The sequence below is a fragment of the Propioniciclava sinopodophylli genome, assembly GCF_004324755.1.
In the GTDB taxonomy this organism is placed as follows: Bacteria; Actinomycetota; Actinomycetes; order Propionibacteriales; family Propionibacteriaceae; genus Propioniciclava; species Propioniciclava sinopodophylli.
Genome location: NZ_SDMQ01000002.1, coordinates 261,547 through 277,682, shown reverse-complemented (window position 1 = coordinate 277,682; position 16,136 = coordinate 261,547). Strand labels below are relative to the sequence as shown.

At 71.7% G+C, this 16,136-nt stretch carries 16 protein-coding genes, 1 other RNA gene and 1 pseudogene; 10 read left to right on the top strand and 8 right to left on the bottom strand.

The features are described from left to right. The first annotated feature begins 29 nt into the window (after nt 1–29). The 4 genes from ET989_RS03520 to ET989_RS03505 are packed head-to-tail and all read left to right on the top strand — an operon-like array spanning nt 30 to nt 3,500. The gene (locus tag ET989_RS03520) at nt 30–485 is read left to right on the top strand and encodes a sec-independent translocase (RefSeq protein WP_131167174.1); all 456 of its coding nucleotides are present in this window, start codon (nt 30–32) and stop codon (nt 483–485) included. 35 nt (nt 486–520) lie between these two features. Beyond that, nucleotides 521–1,780, top strand: coding sequence for a magnesium transporter MgtE N-terminal domain-containing protein (locus tag ET989_RS03515; protein WP_131167173.1), 1,260 nt, complete (start codon nt 521–523; stop codon nt 1,778–1,780). Continuing rightward, the gene (locus ET989_RS03510) at nt 1,773–2,312 is read left to right on the top strand and encodes a DUF1003 domain-containing protein (protein WP_131167172.1); all 540 of its coding nucleotides are present in this window, start codon (nt 1,773–1,775) and stop codon (nt 2,310–2,312) included. Before ET989_RS03515 ends, ET989_RS03510 begins: the two co-directional genes overlap by 8 nt. A 36-nt stretch (nt 2,313–2,348) precedes the next feature. Further along, complete coding sequence (locus ET989_RS03505) at nt 2,349–3,500, top strand: Mrp/NBP35 family ATP-binding protein (protein ID WP_131167171.1); 1,152 nt, start codon at nt 2,349–2,351, stop codon at nt 3,498–3,500. 155 nt (nt 3,501–3,655) lie between these two features. Here the strand turns inward: ET989_RS03505 and ET989_RS03500 are convergent, their stop codons facing one another. Further along, a complete protein-coding gene (locus tag ET989_RS03500) occupies nt 3,656–4,069 on the bottom strand; it encodes an OsmC family protein (RefSeq protein ID WP_131167170.1) in 414 nt (137 codons plus the stop codon). 63 nt (nt 4,070–4,132) lie between these two features. Here ET989_RS03500 and ET989_RS03495 point away from each other — a divergent pair, with 63 nt between their 5' ends. The 3 genes and pseudogenes from ET989_RS03495 to ET989_RS03485 form a co-directional block, all read left to right on the top strand. Then, complete coding sequence (locus tag ET989_RS03495) at nt 4,133–4,813, top strand: GNAT family N-acetyltransferase (protein WP_131167169.1); 681 nt, start codon at nt 4,133–4,135, stop codon at nt 4,811–4,813. 192 nt (nt 4,814–5,005) lie between these two features. Beyond that, nucleotides 5,006–5,962: an HpcH/HpaI aldolase/citrate lyase family protein gene (locus ET989_RS03490; RefSeq protein ID WP_131167168.1), complete on the top strand. Its 957-nt coding sequence runs from the start codon at nt 5,006–5,008 to the stop codon at nt 5,960–5,962. After that, nucleotides 5,959–6,465: pseudogene (locus tag ET989_RS03485) on the top strand (YflT domain-containing protein); the annotation flags it as partial. The gene ET989_RS03490 and the pseudogene ET989_RS03485, both read left to right, overlap by 4 nt. Before the next feature lie 381 nt (nt 6,466–6,846). Here ET989_RS03485 and ET989_RS03480 read toward each other — a convergent pair. From ET989_RS03480 to ET989_RS03465, 4 genes are all read right to left on the bottom strand, one after another. After that, a complete protein-coding gene (locus tag ET989_RS03480) occupies nt 6,847–8,157 on the bottom strand; it encodes a TrpB-like pyridoxal phosphate-dependent enzyme (RefSeq protein ID WP_131167167.1) in 1,311 nt (436 codons plus the stop codon). A gap of 67 nt (nt 8,158–8,224) precedes the next feature. After that, nucleotides 8,225–9,283: a magnesium and cobalt transport protein CorA gene (locus ET989_RS03475; protein WP_131167166.1), complete on the bottom strand. Its 1,059-nt coding sequence runs from the start codon at nt 9,281–9,283 to the stop codon at nt 8,225–8,227. Next, nucleotides 9,280–10,791 carry an aminopeptidase P family protein gene (locus ET989_RS03470; protein WP_131167165.1) on the bottom strand — a complete coding sequence of 504 codons (1,512 nt, stop codon included), beginning with the start codon at nt 10,789–10,791 and terminating at the stop codon, nt 9,280–9,282. Before ET989_RS03470 ends, ET989_RS03475 begins: the two co-directional genes overlap by 4 nt. Nucleotides 10,792–10,849: 58 nt before the next feature. Next, nucleotides 10,850–11,413, bottom strand: a complete 564-nt coding sequence (locus ET989_RS03465; RefSeq protein ID WP_131167164.1) for a histidine phosphatase family protein — start codon at nt 11,411–11,413, stop codon at nt 10,850–10,852. 78 nt (nt 11,414–11,491) lie between these two features. Between ET989_RS03465 and ET989_RS03460 the strand changes: the two genes are divergently transcribed. Both ET989_RS03460 and ET989_RS03455 read left to right on the top strand, forming a co-directional pair. Then, nucleotides 11,492–12,235 (top strand): zinc ribbon domain-containing protein, encoded by a 744-nt coding sequence (locus ET989_RS03460; protein ID WP_131167163.1) that lies wholly within the window; start codon nt 11,492–11,494, stop codon nt 12,233–12,235. Between the two features lie 3 nt (nt 12,236–12,238). Then, on the top strand, nt 12,239–13,666 hold the full coding sequence (locus tag ET989_RS03455; RefSeq protein WP_131167162.1) for an RNB domain-containing ribonuclease: 1,428 nt from the start codon (nt 12,239–12,241) through the stop codon (nt 13,664–13,666). A gap of 16 nt (nt 13,667–13,682) precedes the next feature. On the opposite strand, the gene rnpB is transcribed toward ET989_RS03455, so the two are convergent. The 3 genes from rnpB to map all read right to left on the bottom strand — a co-directional run bounded on the left by rnpB (nt 13,683) and on the right by map (nt 15,829). Beyond that, an RNA gene (rnpB, locus tag ET989_RS03450) (RNase P RNA component class A) lies at nt 13,683–14,065 on the bottom strand. Nucleotides 14,066–14,111: 46 nt separating this feature from the next. Beyond that, on the bottom strand, nt 14,112–14,966 hold the full coding sequence (locus tag ET989_RS03445) for an aminodeoxychorismate lyase (protein ID WP_131167161.1): 855 nt from the start codon (nt 14,964–14,966) through the stop codon (nt 14,112–14,114). Continuing rightward, a complete protein-coding gene (map, locus tag ET989_RS03440; protein ID WP_131167160.1) occupies nt 14,966–15,829 on the bottom strand; it encodes a type I methionyl aminopeptidase in 864 nt (287 codons plus the stop codon). Before map ends, ET989_RS03445 begins: the two co-directional genes overlap by 1 nt. Nucleotides 15,830–15,882: 53 nt before the next feature. Here map and ET989_RS03435 point away from each other — a divergent pair, with 53 nt between their 5' ends. Beyond that, nucleotides 15,883–16,134 carry a hypothetical protein gene (locus tag ET989_RS03435; RefSeq protein WP_131167159.1) on the top strand — a complete coding sequence of 84 codons (252 nt, stop codon included), beginning with the start codon at nt 15,883–15,885 and terminating at the stop codon, nt 16,132–16,134. The last annotated feature ends 2 nt before the right edge of the window (nt 16,135–16,136 follow it).

The window sequence follows — 16,136 nt, the reverse complement described above, 5'->3', positions numbered from 1 at the left end:
CGGCACGTCGCGGCGGGGGCCTCTCGGGTATGGACTTCAACCTGTGGGAGATCACCGGACTGGTGGTCCTCGCGATCATCGTGTTCGGCCCCGAGAAGCTGCCCGAGCTCGCCCGCAAGGCCGCCCGCGTCCTCAACTACCTGCGCCGCATCGGCAACGATGCGCGCGGGCAACTCCGCAAGGAGCTCGGCGACGAGTTCGCCGACATCAGCCTGGCCGACCTCAACCCGAAGACGTTCGTCGCCAAGCACCTGCTCTCGGGCGACGAGGTGGAGGATCTGCGCCAGATCCGCGAGGAGGCGATCGCCAGCGGCTCGCTGGTGCGGGAGACCTTGGAGAGCGGCCGCACGGCGGCGTCCGACATGGACACCGCCGAACCCACCCCGGACGCCGTCGGATCCGCCGGTGCGGGGGTTGAGAAGGCGGGCACGGAGCCTGTGGCCGCCGCCGCGGTGCACGTGCCGTTCGACCCCGAGGCGACCTGACCCGCCGCTGATTCCTCTGCGCTAACCTTCGCACCGTGAGTGCTTCGCCGTCATCGATCTTCGTCTCGCGGATCAAGGGCCTGCCCGTGCTGGACGCCAGCGGCGACCAGGTCGGGAAGGTCCGCGACGTGGTCGTCCAGAGCCGCACGAATGCGCGGCCGCCGCGTGTCAAGGGGTTCGTGGTGGAGCTGCTGCGCCTGCGCCGCGTGTTCCTGCCCATGGAGCGCGTCCACTCGATCGACGCCCAACAGGTGATCATCTCGGGCGTGGTCAACACCGTCGCGTTCCAGAGGCGCGAGACCGAGGCGCTGGTGTTCGAGGATCTGTTCGACAAGAAGGTCAACCGGGCCGGGGCTCCGGCGTCCACCATCTTCGACGTGGCCATCGAGCAGACCCGCACCCGCGGCAGCTGGGAGGTGGGCGAGGTCGCCCTGCGTGAGGTGACCAGCCGCTCACCGTTCTCGCGCGGCCACGTGGTCGTCGTCGACTGGGACGAGGTGCCCGACTTCTTCAACGACTCCGGGCAGGGCACCGACCAGGTGCTGGCCCAGCTGTCGGAGATGAAGCCCGCCGACGTCGCCCGCGAGCTGCACGAGATGAGCCCCGAGCGGCGGGCCGAGGTCGTCGAGGCGCTCGACGACGAGCTGCTCGCCGAGGCGCTGGAGGAACTGCCCGAGGCCGAACAGGTGCGGGTCATCCAGGCCCTCGACACCGAACGCGCCGCCGACATCCTCGAGGAGATGGACCCCGACGACGCGGCCGATCTCATCGCCGAGCTCGCCCCCGAGCTGGCCGAGACCCTGCTGGAGCGGATGGAGCCCGAGGAGGCCGAGGACGTCCGGCTGCTGCTCAACTACGACGCGGCCACCGCGGGCGGCCTGATGACTCCCGAGCCGGTCGTGCTCGGCCCGGACGCCACGGTCGCCGACTGCCTGGCCCTGCTCCGCAACGAGGAGGTCACTCCCGCCCTGGCGGCGTTGGCGTTCCTCTGCCGGCCTCCGCTCGACACCCCGACCGGGCGTTACCTGGGTGCGGTGCACATCCAGCGGCTGCTGCGCGAACCGCCGTCCGTACTGGCCGCCGGCCTGGTGGACAGCACGATCGCGCCCCTGCACCCGCACCACGACGTCGCCCAGGTCAGCCGCTACTTCGCGACCTACGACCTGGTTTGTGCGCCCGTGGTCAACGACGCCGGCCTGCTGGTCGGCGCGGTCACCGTGGACGACGTGTTGGACCACATCCTCCCGGCCGACTGGCGCGGCATCCAGCTCGCGCAAGGGGTGAGCGATGGCTGAGCGTCCGTCCGACCGCCTGAACACGCCCGGACGCCAGCGCACCTGGCTACCGAAGGTGAAGTTCTCCGAGGACGCGTTCGGCGCGTTCGCCGAGGCCTTTGCCCGGTTCATGGGCACCGCACGGTTCCTCATCTGGATGACGGTGTTCATCATCGCGTGGATCGTGGTCAACAACATCGCCCCCGACCTGCTGAACGACCCGTTCCCCTACATCTTCTTGACCCTGCTGCTGTCGTTGCAGGCCTCCTACGCGGCGCCGCTGATCCTGCTCGCCCAGAACCGGCAGGAGGCCCGCGACCGCGTCACCGCCGAGCACGACCGGCAGGTGGCGGCCCAGTCGCGCGCCGACATGGACTTCCTGGCCCGCGAGATCGCCTCGCTGCGCATGCGCATGAACGACATGCCCACCCGTGACTTCATCCGCGGCGAGCTGCGCGACCTGGTCGAGGAGCTGAACCGGGAGGCGGACACCGACGCCGAACCCCGCCGCGAACGCCGGGACAAGCCCGCCAAGCGCCGCCCCGAGCAGTGACCGGGGGAGGGCGCGCGGCTCGGTAAGGTGGGGCGCATGTCTGTTCAGAGCCTGACCGAAGCCGTCTGGGACGTCCTGTCCCGCGTCAACGACCCCGAGATCCACAAGCCGATCACCGAGCTCGGCATGGTCGAGAAGGTCGAGGTTGACGACGAGGGCCAGGCGTCGGTGAAGGTGCTGCTGACGATCTCCGGCTGCCCGATGCGCAACACCATCGAGCACGACGTACACGCCGCGCTGCAGGGCGTGGAGGGCATCACCGGGCTCGACCTGGAGTTCGGCGTGATGAGCGACCAGCAGCGCGACGAACTGAAGACCAAGCTGCGCGGCGGCGTCCAGGAGCGGGTGATCCCGTTCGCGCAGGCCGACAACCTGACCCAGGTGCTGCTGATCGCCTCCGGCAAGGGTGGCGTGGGCAAGTCCTCGGTCACCGTCAACCTCGCCCAGGCCCTCGCGGCCCGCGGCAAGAAGGTGGGTGTGCTGGACGCCGACATCTACGGCCACTCGATCCCGCCGATGCTCGGCATCGCGGACGCCGACGTCACCGGCATCGACGACATGATCCTGCCCGTGCCGGTCGGCGACATGAAGGTCATCTCGATCGGCATGCTCAAGCAGTCCCGCGACCAGGTGATCGCGTGGCGCGGACCCATCCTCGACCGGGCGCTGCAGCAGTTCCTCGCCGACGTGTACTGGGGCGACCTGGACTTCCTGCTCGTCGACCTGCCCCCGGGCACCGGCGACGTGGCCATGTCGCTCGGCTCGAAGCTGCCCAACGCCGAGGTCATCGTCGTGACGACCCCGCAGCAGGCCGCCGCCGAGGTGGCCGAGCGGGCCGGCACGATGGCGTCCATGGTCGACCAGAAAGTCGTCGGCGTCATCGAGAACATGGCCTACCTTGAGTCGACCTGCCCGCACTGCGACCAGACCCACCGCGTCGACTTGTTCGGCACGGGCGGCGGCGCCCGGGTGTCCGAGGCGCTGACGCTGCGCCTGGGCTACGACGTGCCGCTGCTGGCCGAGGTGCCGCTCGACCCGGCCATGAGCGCGTCCGGTGACGCGGGCGTCCCGCTGGTGCAGACGCACGCCGACAACCCGGCGGCCGCCGCGCTGACGGGGCTTGCCGAGCGGCTGGCGTCCCGCAAGCGGGGGCTGGCAGGACGCAAGCTCAACCTGGTGGTGAACTGACCTGCCCAAGGTGGGTTGCGGGTCTGAGTGACGCCTCGGCGTCCGGGCGACATGTCTGAGTGACAGAACCCACGCCAGGGCGTGCGACGCGTCAGCCAGCTTTGTCACCCGGCACGCGGACGCGTCAGCCAGCTCCGTCGCACGGGTGCGCCGCGTCAGCCCTCCGCGACCTTGAAGCGGATCGGCGTCCCCAGTTCGACGGTGCGGGAGACCGTGCAGTCACGCTCGTGGGAGGCGCGGACCGCGGGCTCGATGCGCGCGCGGGCCTTGTCACCGTCGGGGCCCTCGGCGAAGCGCAGGCGGAAGGTGACCTGGAGGTCCTCCATGTGGTTGCCGCCCTCGGTCGACTTGCGCCCCGACGAGACGACCTCGAACACCTCGGGTGCGGCGCGGCGCGACGTCATCACGTCGACGTCGACGGCAGTGCAGCCCGCGATGGCGGCCAGCAGCAGCTCGACGGGGGAGAAGTTGCCCTCCCCGCCCACCTCGATGCGGGCGCCGCGGCCGTTGGTGGCCTCGTAGTGGGTCAGGTCCAAGCGCCTCAGGGAGACGGTGGTGGCATCACTCATGCCGCCCATCATGCCGCGCCCGGTGCCCCCCCGCGGGAGGCGGCCGGGCGCTACGCTTCGAGGGTGCAGCCTGAGACACGCTCCCGGATCGACGGGCACTGGTCGCGCCGCTTCGGCATGCCCGTCCCCGGCCTGGCGCCGGTGATGGTGGGCGCCTCAGGCCGGTACGAGGACGCCGCCCTGGTCGTCCTGCTCGGCGATCACGCCTACGTCGACGCCCCGCTGGGCCGCGTCGAGGAGGTCGCTGGCCTGGCTCTGGCCAACGGTCCCGCCCAGCTGCTGGACCCGTACGTCTGGACGCCCCAGGCGTCCCGCCCCGTCCTGGGGCCCGCCGACCACTTCTGGGCCGACCACGACACCGCGCTGCCTGCTGGCGCCGACCCGCTGGATCCCGAGCAGTGCGACGAGTTGCGGGCGCAGGTGCCGGACGCGGAGTGGCGCGAGTCCGGGTTCGACCGCACCCCGCACGCCAGCTTCGGCGTCGTCGAGGACAACCGGCTGATCGCCGCCTCCGTGCTCACCACCCTGTGGGGCTGGCCCGTCGACGTCGGCATCCTCGTGGCCCCGGACGCCCGGGGCCGCGGCCTCGGGTCGCGGGTCGCGGCGGCAGCGCTGGCGGCCGGCGTCGCCCTGTCGGGCTTCGCGGCGTTCCGGGTCGCCCGCACGAACGCGGCCTCCCGCGGCGTGGCCGGACGCCTCGGGCTCACCGCCTACGGGGCCAACCTGGCCGTGCCGCTGGCCTGAGCCGACATCAGGGGAGAACTCCCCGGTCCGCGGCGGCGCCGAGCACCAGGGCCAAGGCGGCGCCGAGCAGCGAGGCGGTGCCGGTGGCCACGTTGGAGAGCGCCACCGGGTCGTGGAGCGGTCGGTGGTCACCCGCGCACCCCAGCCGCCCGCGTCCCGGCCAAGGAGCGAACCACCCGTAGGCTGGGACGCATGTCCCGCCCGTCCCGTCCCGCCCGCGTCCGGCGCACCGTGCTCGCCGTGCCCGGGTCGTCCGACCGGTTCATCGCCAAGGCCCGCGACCTGCGCGTCGACGCGCTGTTCCTCGACCTCGAGGACGCCGTCGCGCCCGCGGTCAAGGAGGAGTCGCGGCAGCGCATCGCGGACGCCCTCAACGACCCCAGCGGGTTCGCCGCCCCGACCGTGACCGTCCGCGTCAACGACTGGACCACGCCCTGGACCTTCCGCGACGTCGCCGAGGTCGTCGGCGGCGCCGGCGCCCGCATCGACTGCCTCGTGCTTCCCAAGGTGACCCGCGCCGATCACGTGGTCGCTCTCGACCTCCTGCTCACCCAGGTCGAGCAGGACGCCGGCCTACGGGTCGGCATGATCGGGGTGGAGGCGCAGGTCGAGGACGCCGTGGGCCTGCTCCACGTCGCCGAGATCGCCGCCTCGTCGCCGCGGCTGGAGAGCCTCGTCTTCGGGCCCGGCGACTTCATGGCCAGTCTCGGCATGGGCGGTCTCAATGTGGGGTCCCAGCCCGCCGGCTACCCCGCGGACGCCTTCCACCACGTGCTCATGTCGATCCTCGTCGCCGCCCGCGCGAACGGGCTGCAGGCCGTCGACGGGCCGTTCGTGGCCATCCGCGACGTGGCCGGGTTCGAGGCGTCCGCCGCCCGCGCGGCCGCGCTGGGTTACGACGGGAAGTGGGTGCTGCACCCGGCGCAGGTCGAGGCCGGGAATGCCGCCTTCAGCCCGCGCGTTGAGGACTACGAGCGCGCGCACCGCATCATGGACGCCTACGCCGACGCCACCTCGGCACGGGGTGGGGCGACCGGCGCGATCATGGTCGACGACGAGATGGTGGACGAGGCCGGGGTCAAGCTCGCCGCGGCTATCGTGGCGCGTGGACAGGCCGCCGGCGTAGGGGCAGGAAGGGAACACCGATGACACAACAGCAGAACCCGATCGCGGGCAACCAGGCCTTGTTCCGGCTGGAGTACCCGCAGTCGCTGGGGGTGTTCGACACCTACGCCGACGCGCAGAAGGCCGTCGACCACCTGGCCGACAACAACTTCCCGGTGGGCAACCTCGCCATCGTGGGCACCGACCTGCGCTTGGTCGAGCGGGTGACCGGACGCCGCACGTGGGGCACGGTGCTGGGCCAGGGAGTGATGAGCGGCCTGTCGACAGGCTTCATCGTCGCGATCTTCATGATGATCCTGTTCCCCTCGCAGAACTTCCTCGGCCAGCTGCTGACGGCGCTCGTGATCGGTGTGGCCATCGGCCTGCTGTTCGCGATCCTCGGCTACGTCGTCAGCCGCGGCCAGCGCGACTTCACGTCGGTCACCCAGACGATCGCCACCAAGTACGAGATCCTCTGCGAGCACAAGGTCGTCGGCCAGGCCCGCGAGTTGCTCGCGAAGGCACCCGGCGCGCGGGCGTCCCAGTTCAGCAACCCGGGTCAGGCGCCCTGGCAGCAGGGCGCCCCCCAGCAGGGCTGGCCACAGCAACAGCCGCAGCAGGGCTTCCCGTACCCGCAGCAGCCGGGCCAGCCGTACCCGCAGCAGCCGGGCTACCCGTACCCGCAGCAGCAGACCCCGCAGGGCCAGCCGTGGCAGGCACCCCAGCAGCAGGGCTGGCCGAACCAGCCCCCGGCGCCCCAGCAGCCCCCGCAGCATCAGGGCTGGGCGGCGCCCAACCCGGCCGAGCGAACGGGCACGCAGCCGCCTCCCGAACCCGACGGCCCCTACCGTCCGCCGAGCCCCAGCACGCCGACCGAGCGCTGACCCACTCTTGTTGCAGTTCGGGGCGGGTGGGCGCACTGCCCAGCCTCAGGCGTCCAGCATGTTGCCGGCGAGGAACTCCGAGTAGGCCGGCAGGTCGAGCTGGCCCGAGCCGGAGACGCCGATCAGGATGACCGGTGAGGTGCCGTCCTCGGTCGCCTTGCGGGCGGCCGCGAGGGCGCCGGCGATCGCGTGGTTGGACTCGGACGCCGGGACGATGCCCTCGGCGCGCGCGAACTCCACGCCGGCGGCGAAGGCGTCGCGCTGCTTGACCGCGATCGCCTTCATCAGGCCCTCGTGGTAGGCGTGCGAGACCAGCGGCGCCATGCCGTGGTAGCGCAGGCCGCCCGCGTGGACGGGGTCGGGCACGAACTCGTTGCCGAGCGTGTACATCTTCAGCAGCGGCGTCATGCCGGAGGAGTCGCCGAAGTCGTAGCGGTACTCGCCCTGCGTCAGCGACGGCGCGGCGGCCGGCTCGCAGGCGGTGATCTTGACGTTCATCCGGCCCTCGATGTTCTCGCGCAGGAACGGGAACGCGATGCCGGCCAGGTTCGACCCGCCGCCCGCGCACGCGAACAGCAGGTCGGGGGCCTGCTCGCCGAACTTCTCCAGCTGCTTGATGGCCTCCAGGCCGATGATGCTCTGGTGGAGGGTGACGTGGTTGAGCACCGACCCCAGCGAGTAGGAGGCGCCCGGGTCCTTCGCGGCTTCCTCGATGGCTTCCGAGATCGCCATGCCGAGAGAGCCGGTGGTGTCGGGGAACCGCTCGCGCAGCGCCCGGCCCACCTCGGTCTTGTCGGACGGGCTCGGCGTGACGGTGGCGCCGAAGGTCTCCATGAGGATGCGGCGGTACGGCTTGCTCTCGTAGGTGTTGCGGACCTGCCACACCTCGCAGGTCTGGCCGAAGATCTGCGTGGCGAACGCGAGCGCCGATCCCCACTGGCCGGCCCCGGTCTCGGTGGTGAGCCGCATGCGGCCCTCCTGGGCGTTGTAGTACGCCTGCGGCACCGCCGAGTTGGTCTTGTGCGAGCCCACGGGGCTCTCGCCCTCGTACTTGTAGTAGATCCGCGCGGTGGTGCCGAGGGCGGCCTCGAGGCGACGCGCGCGGTGCAGCGGGCTGGGACGCCACAGGCGGTAGATCTCGCGCACCTTCTCGGGGATCTCGATCCACCGCTCGGTCGACGCCTCCTGCGCGATGAGCCCCATCGGGAACAGCGCGGCCAGGTCGTCGGGGACCAGCGGCTCCTTCGTGCCCGGGTGCAGCGGCGGCGGCGGGGGCGTCGGGAAGTCGGCGACGATGTTGTACCAGTGCGTCGGGATGTCGTCCTCGTCGAGGAACACCTTTGTGGGATCAGCCATGGCAAAACTCTAGGCCGAGGCCGGATGCCGCGGCGGGCATCTCGCGGCGCGTCCAACCGGGGCGTCCTCAGAGCCAGCCGCGCCGCCGGAAGATCACCGCCAGCGCGATGATCGACAGGGCCATCACGCCCAGCACGACGTAGTAGCCGTAGGCCGTGTGCAGCTCGGGCATGTTGTCGAAGTTCATGCCGTAGATGGCGCCGATCGTCGTCGGCACCGCGAACATGGCCACGGCCGCTGAGATGCGGCGCATGTCTTGGTTGTCGGCCAGCGAGACCCGGGTCAGGGCGGCCTGGATGATCGCGCCGAGCACCTCGTCCAGGGCCATGGTCGACTCGCGGGCCGCGGTCAGGTGGTCGGAGACCTCGCGGAAGTAGGCGCGCGCCTGCTCGGGCACGTTCGGCAGCCTCGGGTCGGCCTGGGCCAGGCGCTGCAGCGGGGCCGCCAGCGGCGTCAGGCAGCGCTTGAACTCGATCAGCTCCCGCTTGAGGTGGTAGACGCCGTCGACGTCGGGCCGCACCCCGGGAGCGAACACGGACTCCTCGACGAGCTCGACGTCCTGCTCGATCTCGGTGACCGTCTCGGTGAAGTCGTCGACGACGTGGTCGAGGATCCGGTACAGGACCCGCCACGGCCCCTCGGCGAGCAGCGTCGGCTGGGCCTCGAGGTCGCGCCGGATCGCGTTCATGAACGGACGCCCACCGCGGCGGGCGGTCAGCACGAACCACGGCCCGACGTAGGCCATGACCTGGCCGGTGGACACGATCTCGGAGGTGTCGTCGACCGAGGCGTGGGCGACGTAGTCGACGGTGGAGATCACCATGAACAGGGCGTCGTCGAAGACCTCCAGCTTGGAGCGGGTGTGCCCCTCGACGGCGTCCTCGGCGGCCAGCTCGTGCAGGCCGAGCAGCTGCTGGAAGGTGGCCATCGTGACGTCGTCGGGGTCCTTCAGGCCGCACCAGACGAAGCCCTGCCCGGTCCGGGCGCGCTCGGCGGCGATGTTGAGGACGACCTCCTCGCGCTCCTGGCCGTCGACGTACCAGTGCCACCCGACGTGGGGGCGCGCCGGGTCCTCGCGCGGCAGGGCCAGGCGCTGCCGCATGTCCTCCCAGTCGTGGACGGTCATCGCCCGAGCAGGCCGGCCATCCACTCCTCGACGGCGTCCGCCTCGCGGGGCAGCGCCTTGGACAGGATGAGTGGATCGTCGTCGGTGATCACGATGTCGTCCTCGATGCGGACGCCGATGCCGCGCAGCTCCTCGGGGACGAGGAGGTCGGTCGACTTGAAGTAGATGCCCGGCTCCACGGTGATGCACATGCCGGGCCGCAGGGTGCCCTCGCGGTAGAACTCCTTGCGGGCCTGGGCGCAGTCGTGGACGTCGATGCCCAGGTGGTGCGAGGTGCCGTGCACCATCCACCGGCGGTGCTGGCCGCCGGTGACCGGGTCGAGGGACTCCTCGACCGAGACGGGCAGGATGCCCCAGGCGTGCAGGTGCTCGGCGACCACGCGGATCGCGGCGTCATGCACCTCGTGGAACGTGCGCCCGGCGCGGGCCGCGTCGATGCCGGCCTGCTGGGCGGCGAGCACCGCGTCGTAGACCGTGCGCTGGGCCGGGGTGAACCGGCCGGTGACAGGCAGGGTGCGGGTGACGTCGGCGGTGTACAGCGTGTCGACCTCGACGCCCATGTCGAGCAGGACGAGGTCGCCCTCGCGCAGCTCGCCGTCGTTGCGCACCCAGTGCAGGGTGGTGGCGTGGTCGCCGGCGGCGCAGATGCTGCCGTAGCCGACGTCGTTACCGAGGTGGCGGGCGTGCAGGGCGAACACGCCCTCGCACCAGCGCTCGCCGCGTCCGTTGGCCACGGCGGCCGGGAAGTCGGCGACCACGGCCTCGAAGCCGACGGTCGTCGCGTCGCAGGCCAGCTGCAACTGCTCGAGCTCGAAGTCGTCCTTGATGAGCCGCAGCTCGCTGAGCATGGTCTCGAGCTCCTCGTCGACGCACACGTCGAAGTCGACCTCGTGGGTGCGGCGGAGCTCGTCCAGCAGCGTGGTGATCCGGTCGTCGACGTTGCGGACCACGCGGCTCGGGATGCGGTCGAGGTGGACGCTGAGGGCGCCAGGCAGCGCGGCCAGTGCCTCGCACTGGAGGCCGGTCATGGCCTGCATCTCCTCCAGCGACTCTCGCTGGCCGACCCACATCTCGCCGTAGCGGGCGTCGGCGTAGAACTCCGGGTCGGTGCGCGGGGCGCGTGGCTTGAAGTACAGGGTGGCGACGTGGCCGGCGTCGTCCACGGCGTGGGTGGCGTCCGGCGAGTCGACGAAGATCGGCTCGAGCACGAGCACGGCGTCCGGCTCGCGATCGGTGCCGAGCCCGGTCAGGTGGGCGAAGGCCGAGTGCGGGCGGAACCGGTGGTCGGTGTCGTTGCTGCGCACCTTCAGCCCGCCGGCGGGGACGACGATGCGCTCGCCCGGGTAGGCGGCGCTGACGGCGTCGCGGCGCGCCTGCGTGTGCTCGGCGGTGGCCAGGCGGGCGGGCAACTCGGACGGGTACGGGGCCCAGTCCTGGGGGATGAAGGCGATGAAGGCGTCGGAGAAGGGCACCTGCCGGTTGGGCAGTCTGGGTTCCTTCTGCGTCATGGTGGGTTCCCCTCGGGTCGAGCGCACGGATCACGCCCACTCTACGCGGGGCCGGCGTTCAGCTGTTCCAGCGCAGGACGGCCCACGACTCCTTTTCGCGCCCGAGGATCGACACGGATGCCGTCTCGACGGGGAAGGCCTGCCCGAAGATGAGCGGGAAGTCGAGCCAGCACAGCGCCAGCACCCGCGAGGCGTGGCCGTGCCCGAAGCAGATCGCCTTGTCCACGCCCGAGTCACGGACACGACGGACGACCCGGCTGAGCCGCTCGCGCACCTCGTCGTGGGTCTCGCCGCCGGGGACGCCGTTGAACCACAGGCGCCAGCCCGGGTGGTGGTTGGTGCGGATCTGCTGGCTGGTCAGCCCCTCGTAGTCGCCGTAGTCCCACTCGGCGAGGTCGTCGGTCACCTCGGGGTCACCGAACCCAGCCAGGGCGGCCGTCCTGCGCGCCCGCAGCCGGGGGCTGCTCAGCACGAGCCCGAACTCGGCCGGGTCGAGCTTCTCGCGCAGGGCGCGGGCCTGCTCGACGCCCCGTTCGGTGAGGTCGAGGTCGGTGTGGGAGGTGTGCTGGCCCGACTTGCTCCACTCGGTTTCACCGTGGCGGACGAGGTACAGGATCGTCATGGCGCCATCGTCGCACCAGGGGCCCGCGCGCGCTGCGGTATCGTGCCAACACGCCGTCGCGATCAGGAGGATTCCCCCATGAAGGCTGCCGCCGAGGCGCAGCGCAGGCTGCTCGACCTACAGGCCAGCGACACCGCGATCGCCCAGTTGGACCACCGCCGCAACACCCTCCCCGAGACCGCCCGGGCCCGGGCGTTGCAGGCCGACCGCGCGCGTGCCGCCGAGGGCGTCATCGCCGCCGAGACGATCGTCTCCGACCTCGAGGGCGAGCAGGCCAAGGCCGAGTCCGACCTCGAGCCCGTCCGCCAGCGGCTGGCCCGCAACGAGCAGCGCGTGGCCGACGGGTCGGTGACCGACCCGAAGGCGCTGCAGGGCCTGCTGGAGGAGATCGGCCACCTCAAGCGCCGCATCGGCGAACTGGAGGACACCCAACTCGACGCCATGGAGCGCCTGGAGACCGCCCGCGAGGCCGCGGAACGCGCGGTGGAGGCCAAGTCCACACTGGAGGACGGGCTGCGCCAGGTCCTGTCCGTGCGCCAGGACAAGCTGGCGGAGCTGGCCTCCGAACGCGGCCGCCACGAGGCCGAGCGCGACGCGATCGCAGCCGCCGTCCCGGCCGACCTGCTGGCGCTCTACACCCGCATTGCCGAGAAGTCCGGCGGCGTCGGCGCCGCCCTGCTCCAGCACGGGCGCTGCGGCGGCTGCCAGCTCGAGGCGAACGCCGCCGACCTGAACCGCTACCGCGCCGCCGCCGAGGACGAGGTGCTCCGCTGCGAGGAGTGCAACCGGATCCTCGTGCGCACGTCCGAGTCGGGTCTCTGACCCGTGCCGGCACTACACCTCGCGATCCGTGACGGCGCCCCCGAGCCGATCCGCGCCGGCCTGGCCCGGCTGCGCGAGGAACTCGAGGTCCCCGGGGACTTCCCTGCCGATGTGCTGGCCGAGGCCGAGCGCGCGGCGTCCGCGGTCGACCTGCCTGGCCTCGACCGCACCGACCTGGCCCTGGTGACCATCGACCCGCCCGGCTCCACCGACCTGGACCAGGCGGTGTTCATCGAGCGCGATGGCGACGGGTACGTCGTCTGGTACGCCATCGCCGACGTGGGCGCCTTCGTCACTCCCGGCGGCGCGATCGACCGCGAGGCCCACGAGCGGGGCGTCACGCTCTACGCCCCCGACGGCCGGACGCCCCTGCACCCGCCCGTGCTGTCGGAGGGGGCGGCGTCCCTGCTGCCGGACCAACTCCGCCCGGCCCTGCTCTGGGAGCACAGGCTGGACGCCGCGGGCGAGGCGCTCTCCACCACGGTGGTCCGCGCTCGGGTCCGCAGCCGCGAGCAGCTCACGTACGCGGGCGTCCAGGACGCCATCGACGCCGGCACCGCGCGCGAGTCGCTGCAGCTGCTGCGCGAGGTCGGACGCAAGCGCGAGGCCCTCGAGGCGGCGCGCGGCGGCGTGAGCCTGCAGATCCCCGAGCAGGAGATCCGCGTCACCTCCTCGGGCGGCTGGGAGCTCGAGTTCCGCCGCACGCTGCCGGTCGAGGGCTGGAACGCCCAGATCTCGCTGCTCACCGGCCTTCAGGCGGCCGGGATCATGCTGGACGCGAAGGTCGGCATCCTGCGGACGCTGCCGCCGGCCCAGCAGTACGGCATCGACAAGCTGCGCCGCGTCGCCAAGGGGCTCGGCATCACGTGGCCTGGCAAGGTGAACTACCCCGAGTTCGTCCGCTCGCTCGACCCCGCCCAGCCCAAGCACCTGGCGATGCTGAACGCCTGCACGGCGCTTTTCCGCGGGGCGGGATACGCCGCCTTCGACGGTGAGGTGCCCGAGCAGCCGCTGCACGGTGCGATGAACGCCGCCTACGCTCACGCCACCGCGCCGCTGCGCCGGCTCGTGGACCGCTACGTCGGCGAGGCCTGCCTCGCGCTGTGCGCGGGGGAGCCCGTGCCCGACTGGGTGCGCGCCGAGCTGGACGCCCTGCCCAAGGCGATGGGGTCGGCGACGCAGCGCTCCAACAAGTACGAGCGGGGCATCCTCGACCTCGTGGAGGCGCTGGTGCTGGCCGACCGCGTGGGGGAGACCTTCACCGGCACCCTCGTGGAGTGGAACGAGAAGGACGACCACGGCGAGATCCAGCTGGCCGAGCCCGCCGTGGCGGCCCGGCTGACGGGCCGGCGTCCGGAACTCGGCGAGGAGGTGGCGGCACGCCTGGCCAAGGCGGACGTGCGGACCGGTGAGGTCGAGTTCCGCGCCTGACGGGGGCTGGGGATGGGGGACGAGCCGGCCGTAAGCCGGATTCTGATCTCTCGCGAGAGGTGATCATCCATCTGTGACGGCTGTTGCCAGCCGCCTCCGACACGACCTTCCGACCGTGCCGTGCAACCTACCCGGAGACCTCGCGCGAGCAACGCTCGAACGGCCTCCGCGGGCCGAAGCCCTTCTTGGTCTTGCTCCGGGTGGGGTTTGCCGTGCCGTCCCTGTCGCCAGGAACGCGGTGAGCTCTTACCTCGCCGTTTCACCCTTACCCCATGGGGGCGGTCTGATTTCTGTGGCACTGTCCCGCGGGTCGCCCCGGGTGGGCGTTACCCACCACCCTGCTCTGTGGAGTCCGGACTTTCCTCGACGGTTTCCCGCCGCGATCACCCAGCCGACTCGTCCAGTGGACCAGTCTAGCGCGACAGTGCCCGGAGTTCCCCGAGGCTCAGGCGGTGCCGAAGCCCGCCAGCTCGCACAGCAGGGCGGACGCCTCGGCGTCCGTCGCGAGGGGGGAGCCGTTCAGCGCGACGATCTCGGCCACGCCGCGCCCGGCCGACAGCAGCCACCCGCCGTCGGAGGCGATGAGCTCGGCCGGGGTGACCAAGCGCTCAGAGAACGCCAGGCCGCGCGAGCGCAGGCCCTCGGCGACGACCCCGATCGTGACCGAGTCGAGGATGCCCGTGCCCGCCACGGGCGTCGTGACGAAGGCGTCCCCGAACCGGACCAGGAGTCCCGAGCGCGGGCCCTCCAGGCAGTAGCCGTCGCTGGAGGTGAACAGCACGTCGTCCACGCCCCGGCGCTTGGCCTCGCGGGCCATGGCGACGTTGACCGCGTACGACAGTGACTTCACCCCGCCGAGCAGCCACGGGGCGTCGGCGAAGGCGTCCGAGGCCCGGCCGGTGGTCAGGGTGATGACGCGCAGCGGCGGGCAGGGCGCGGTGTCGGCGGCGGTCAGGGTGAGGAAGGACGCCCCGGGTGCGCCCGGCTCGTGCTCCAGTCCGCGGGTGGCGATCAGCTTCAGGATGGCCTCGCCCGGCACGTCCCAGGCCGCGACGGCCTCCTCGATGAGCGCGCGCCAGGCGGCGAGGTCGGGCTCGGCCATACCCATCTTCTGGTGCGACCGGGCGAACCGGGCCAGGTGTGGCTCCAGCAACTCCACCCGGACGCCCGCGGCGTCCGACACCACGCGGGCGGCGTCGAAGACCCCGTCCCCGCGGTTGATGCCGAGGTCGTCGGCCGTGACCACGGCGTCCGACGCGTCGACGACGCCGGTGCCGAGGACGGCCACGAGCTGGCGCATCAGGCGGCCTGGTCCGGCGGCAGGGTCAGGATCTCGACGCCGTCGTCGGTGACCACGACCGTGTGCTCCCACTGGGCGCAGCGCGAGCCGTCGTTGGTGACGACGGTCCACTGGTCGTCCCAGACGTGGGAGCTGGGGTCGCCGAGCGTGAGCATCGGCTCGATGGTGAACGTCATGCCGGGCTCCAGCACGTCGCGGTACACCTCGTTGTCGTAGTGCAGGATCACCAGGCCGGAGTGGAAGGCGGTGTGGACGCCGTGGCCGGTGTACTCGCGCACCACCCCGTAGCCGAACCGCTTGGCGTAGGCCTCGATCACCCGGCCGATCACGTTCGTCTCGCGCCCCGGCTTGACCGCGCGGATGGCCCTCATCATCGCCTCGTGGGTGCGCTCGCTGAGCAGGCGGGACTCCTCGTCGACGTCGCCGCAGAGGAAGGTGCCGCAGTTGTCGCCGTGGACGCCGTTCTTGAACGCCGTCACGTCGATCTTGACCAGGTCGCCGTCCTCCAGCGGGCGGGCGTCCGGGATGCCGTGGCAGATGACCTCGTTCACCGACGTGCAGCACGCCTTCGGGAAGCCGCGGTAGCCGAGTGAGCTCGGGTAGGCGCCGTGGTCGAGCATGTACTCGTGGGCGACGGCGTCCAGCTGGTCGGTGGTGACGCCGGGCGCGATGGCCGCGGCCGCGGCGTACATGGCGCCGGACGCGATGCGCGAGCTCTCCCGCATCAGCTCGATGGTCTCCGCGGACTGCACGTGCGATCCCGTGTAGCGCTCCGGCGCGGGGCGGTCCACGTAGTGGGGGCGACCGATGGAGGCGGGGACGGGACGGCGCGCGGAGATCGGGTGAGGCTTGATGGGAGTCACGCGCCGATCATAGTGTGGGTGCACCGACGGGCTCAGCGAGGAGGGTGGAGGCGATGACGCACGACACCGAGTGGTACTACAACCTGGTCACGGGCCAGGTCGAGCAGTACGAGGGTGGCCGGGCGGAGGATCGCCTCGGCCCGTACCGCTCCCGAGAGGAGGCCCAGCAGGCCCTCGAGCACGCCCAGCTCCGCAACGAGCAGTGGGAGAACGACCCCCGCTTCAACGACCCGGACGAGGACGACGCGGACGGCGATGGCGAGTCCGACTGGGGCACCTCGGCGTTCGACACCTTCAAGCCGTAGAC

Coding starts and splice junctions, on each gene's coding strand:
- ET989_RS03500 (WP_131167170.1), bottom strand. CDS start 4,069: ATGAGTGATGCCACCACCGTCTCCCTGAGGCGCTTGGACCTGACCCAC.
- ET989_RS03465 (WP_131167164.1), bottom strand. CDS start 11,413: ATGACGATCCTGTACCTCGTCCGCCACGGTGAAACCGAGTGGAGCAAG.
- ET989_RS03510 (WP_131167172.1), top strand. CDS start 1,773: ATGGCTGAGCGTCCGTCCGACCGCCTGAACACGCCCGGACGCCAGCGC.
- ET989_RS03490 (WP_131167168.1), top strand. CDS start 5,006: ATGTCCCGCCCGTCCCGTCCCGCCCGCGTCCGGCGCACCGTGCTCGCC.
- ET989_RS03520 (WP_131167174.1), top strand. CDS start 30: ATGGACTTCAACCTGTGGGAGATCACCGGACTGGTGGTCCTCGCGATC.
- ET989_RS03435 (WP_131167159.1), top strand. CDS start 15,883: ATGACGCACGACACCGAGTGGTACTACAACCTGGTCACGGGCCAGGTC.
- ET989_RS03475 (WP_131167166.1), bottom strand. CDS start 9,283: ATGACCGTCCACGACTGGGAGGACATGCGGCAGCGCCTGGCCCTGCCG.
- ET989_RS03470 (WP_131167165.1), bottom strand. CDS start 10,791: ATGACGCAGAAGGAACCCAGACTGCCCAACCGGCAGGTGCCCTTCTCC.
- ET989_RS03480 (WP_131167167.1), bottom strand. CDS start 8,157: ATGGCTGATCCCACAAAGGTGTTCCTCGACGAGGACGACATCCCGACG.
- ET989_RS03460 (WP_131167163.1), top strand. CDS start 11,492: ATGAAGGCTGCCGCCGAGGCGCAGCGCAGGCTGCTCGACCTACAGGCC.
- ET989_RS03505 (WP_131167171.1), top strand. CDS start 2,349: ATGTCTGTTCAGAGCCTGACCGAAGCCGTCTGGGACGTCCTGTCCCGC.
- ET989_RS03445 (WP_131167161.1), bottom strand. CDS start 14,966: ATGCGCCAGCTCGTGGCCGTCCTCGGCACCGGCGTCGTCGACGCGTCG.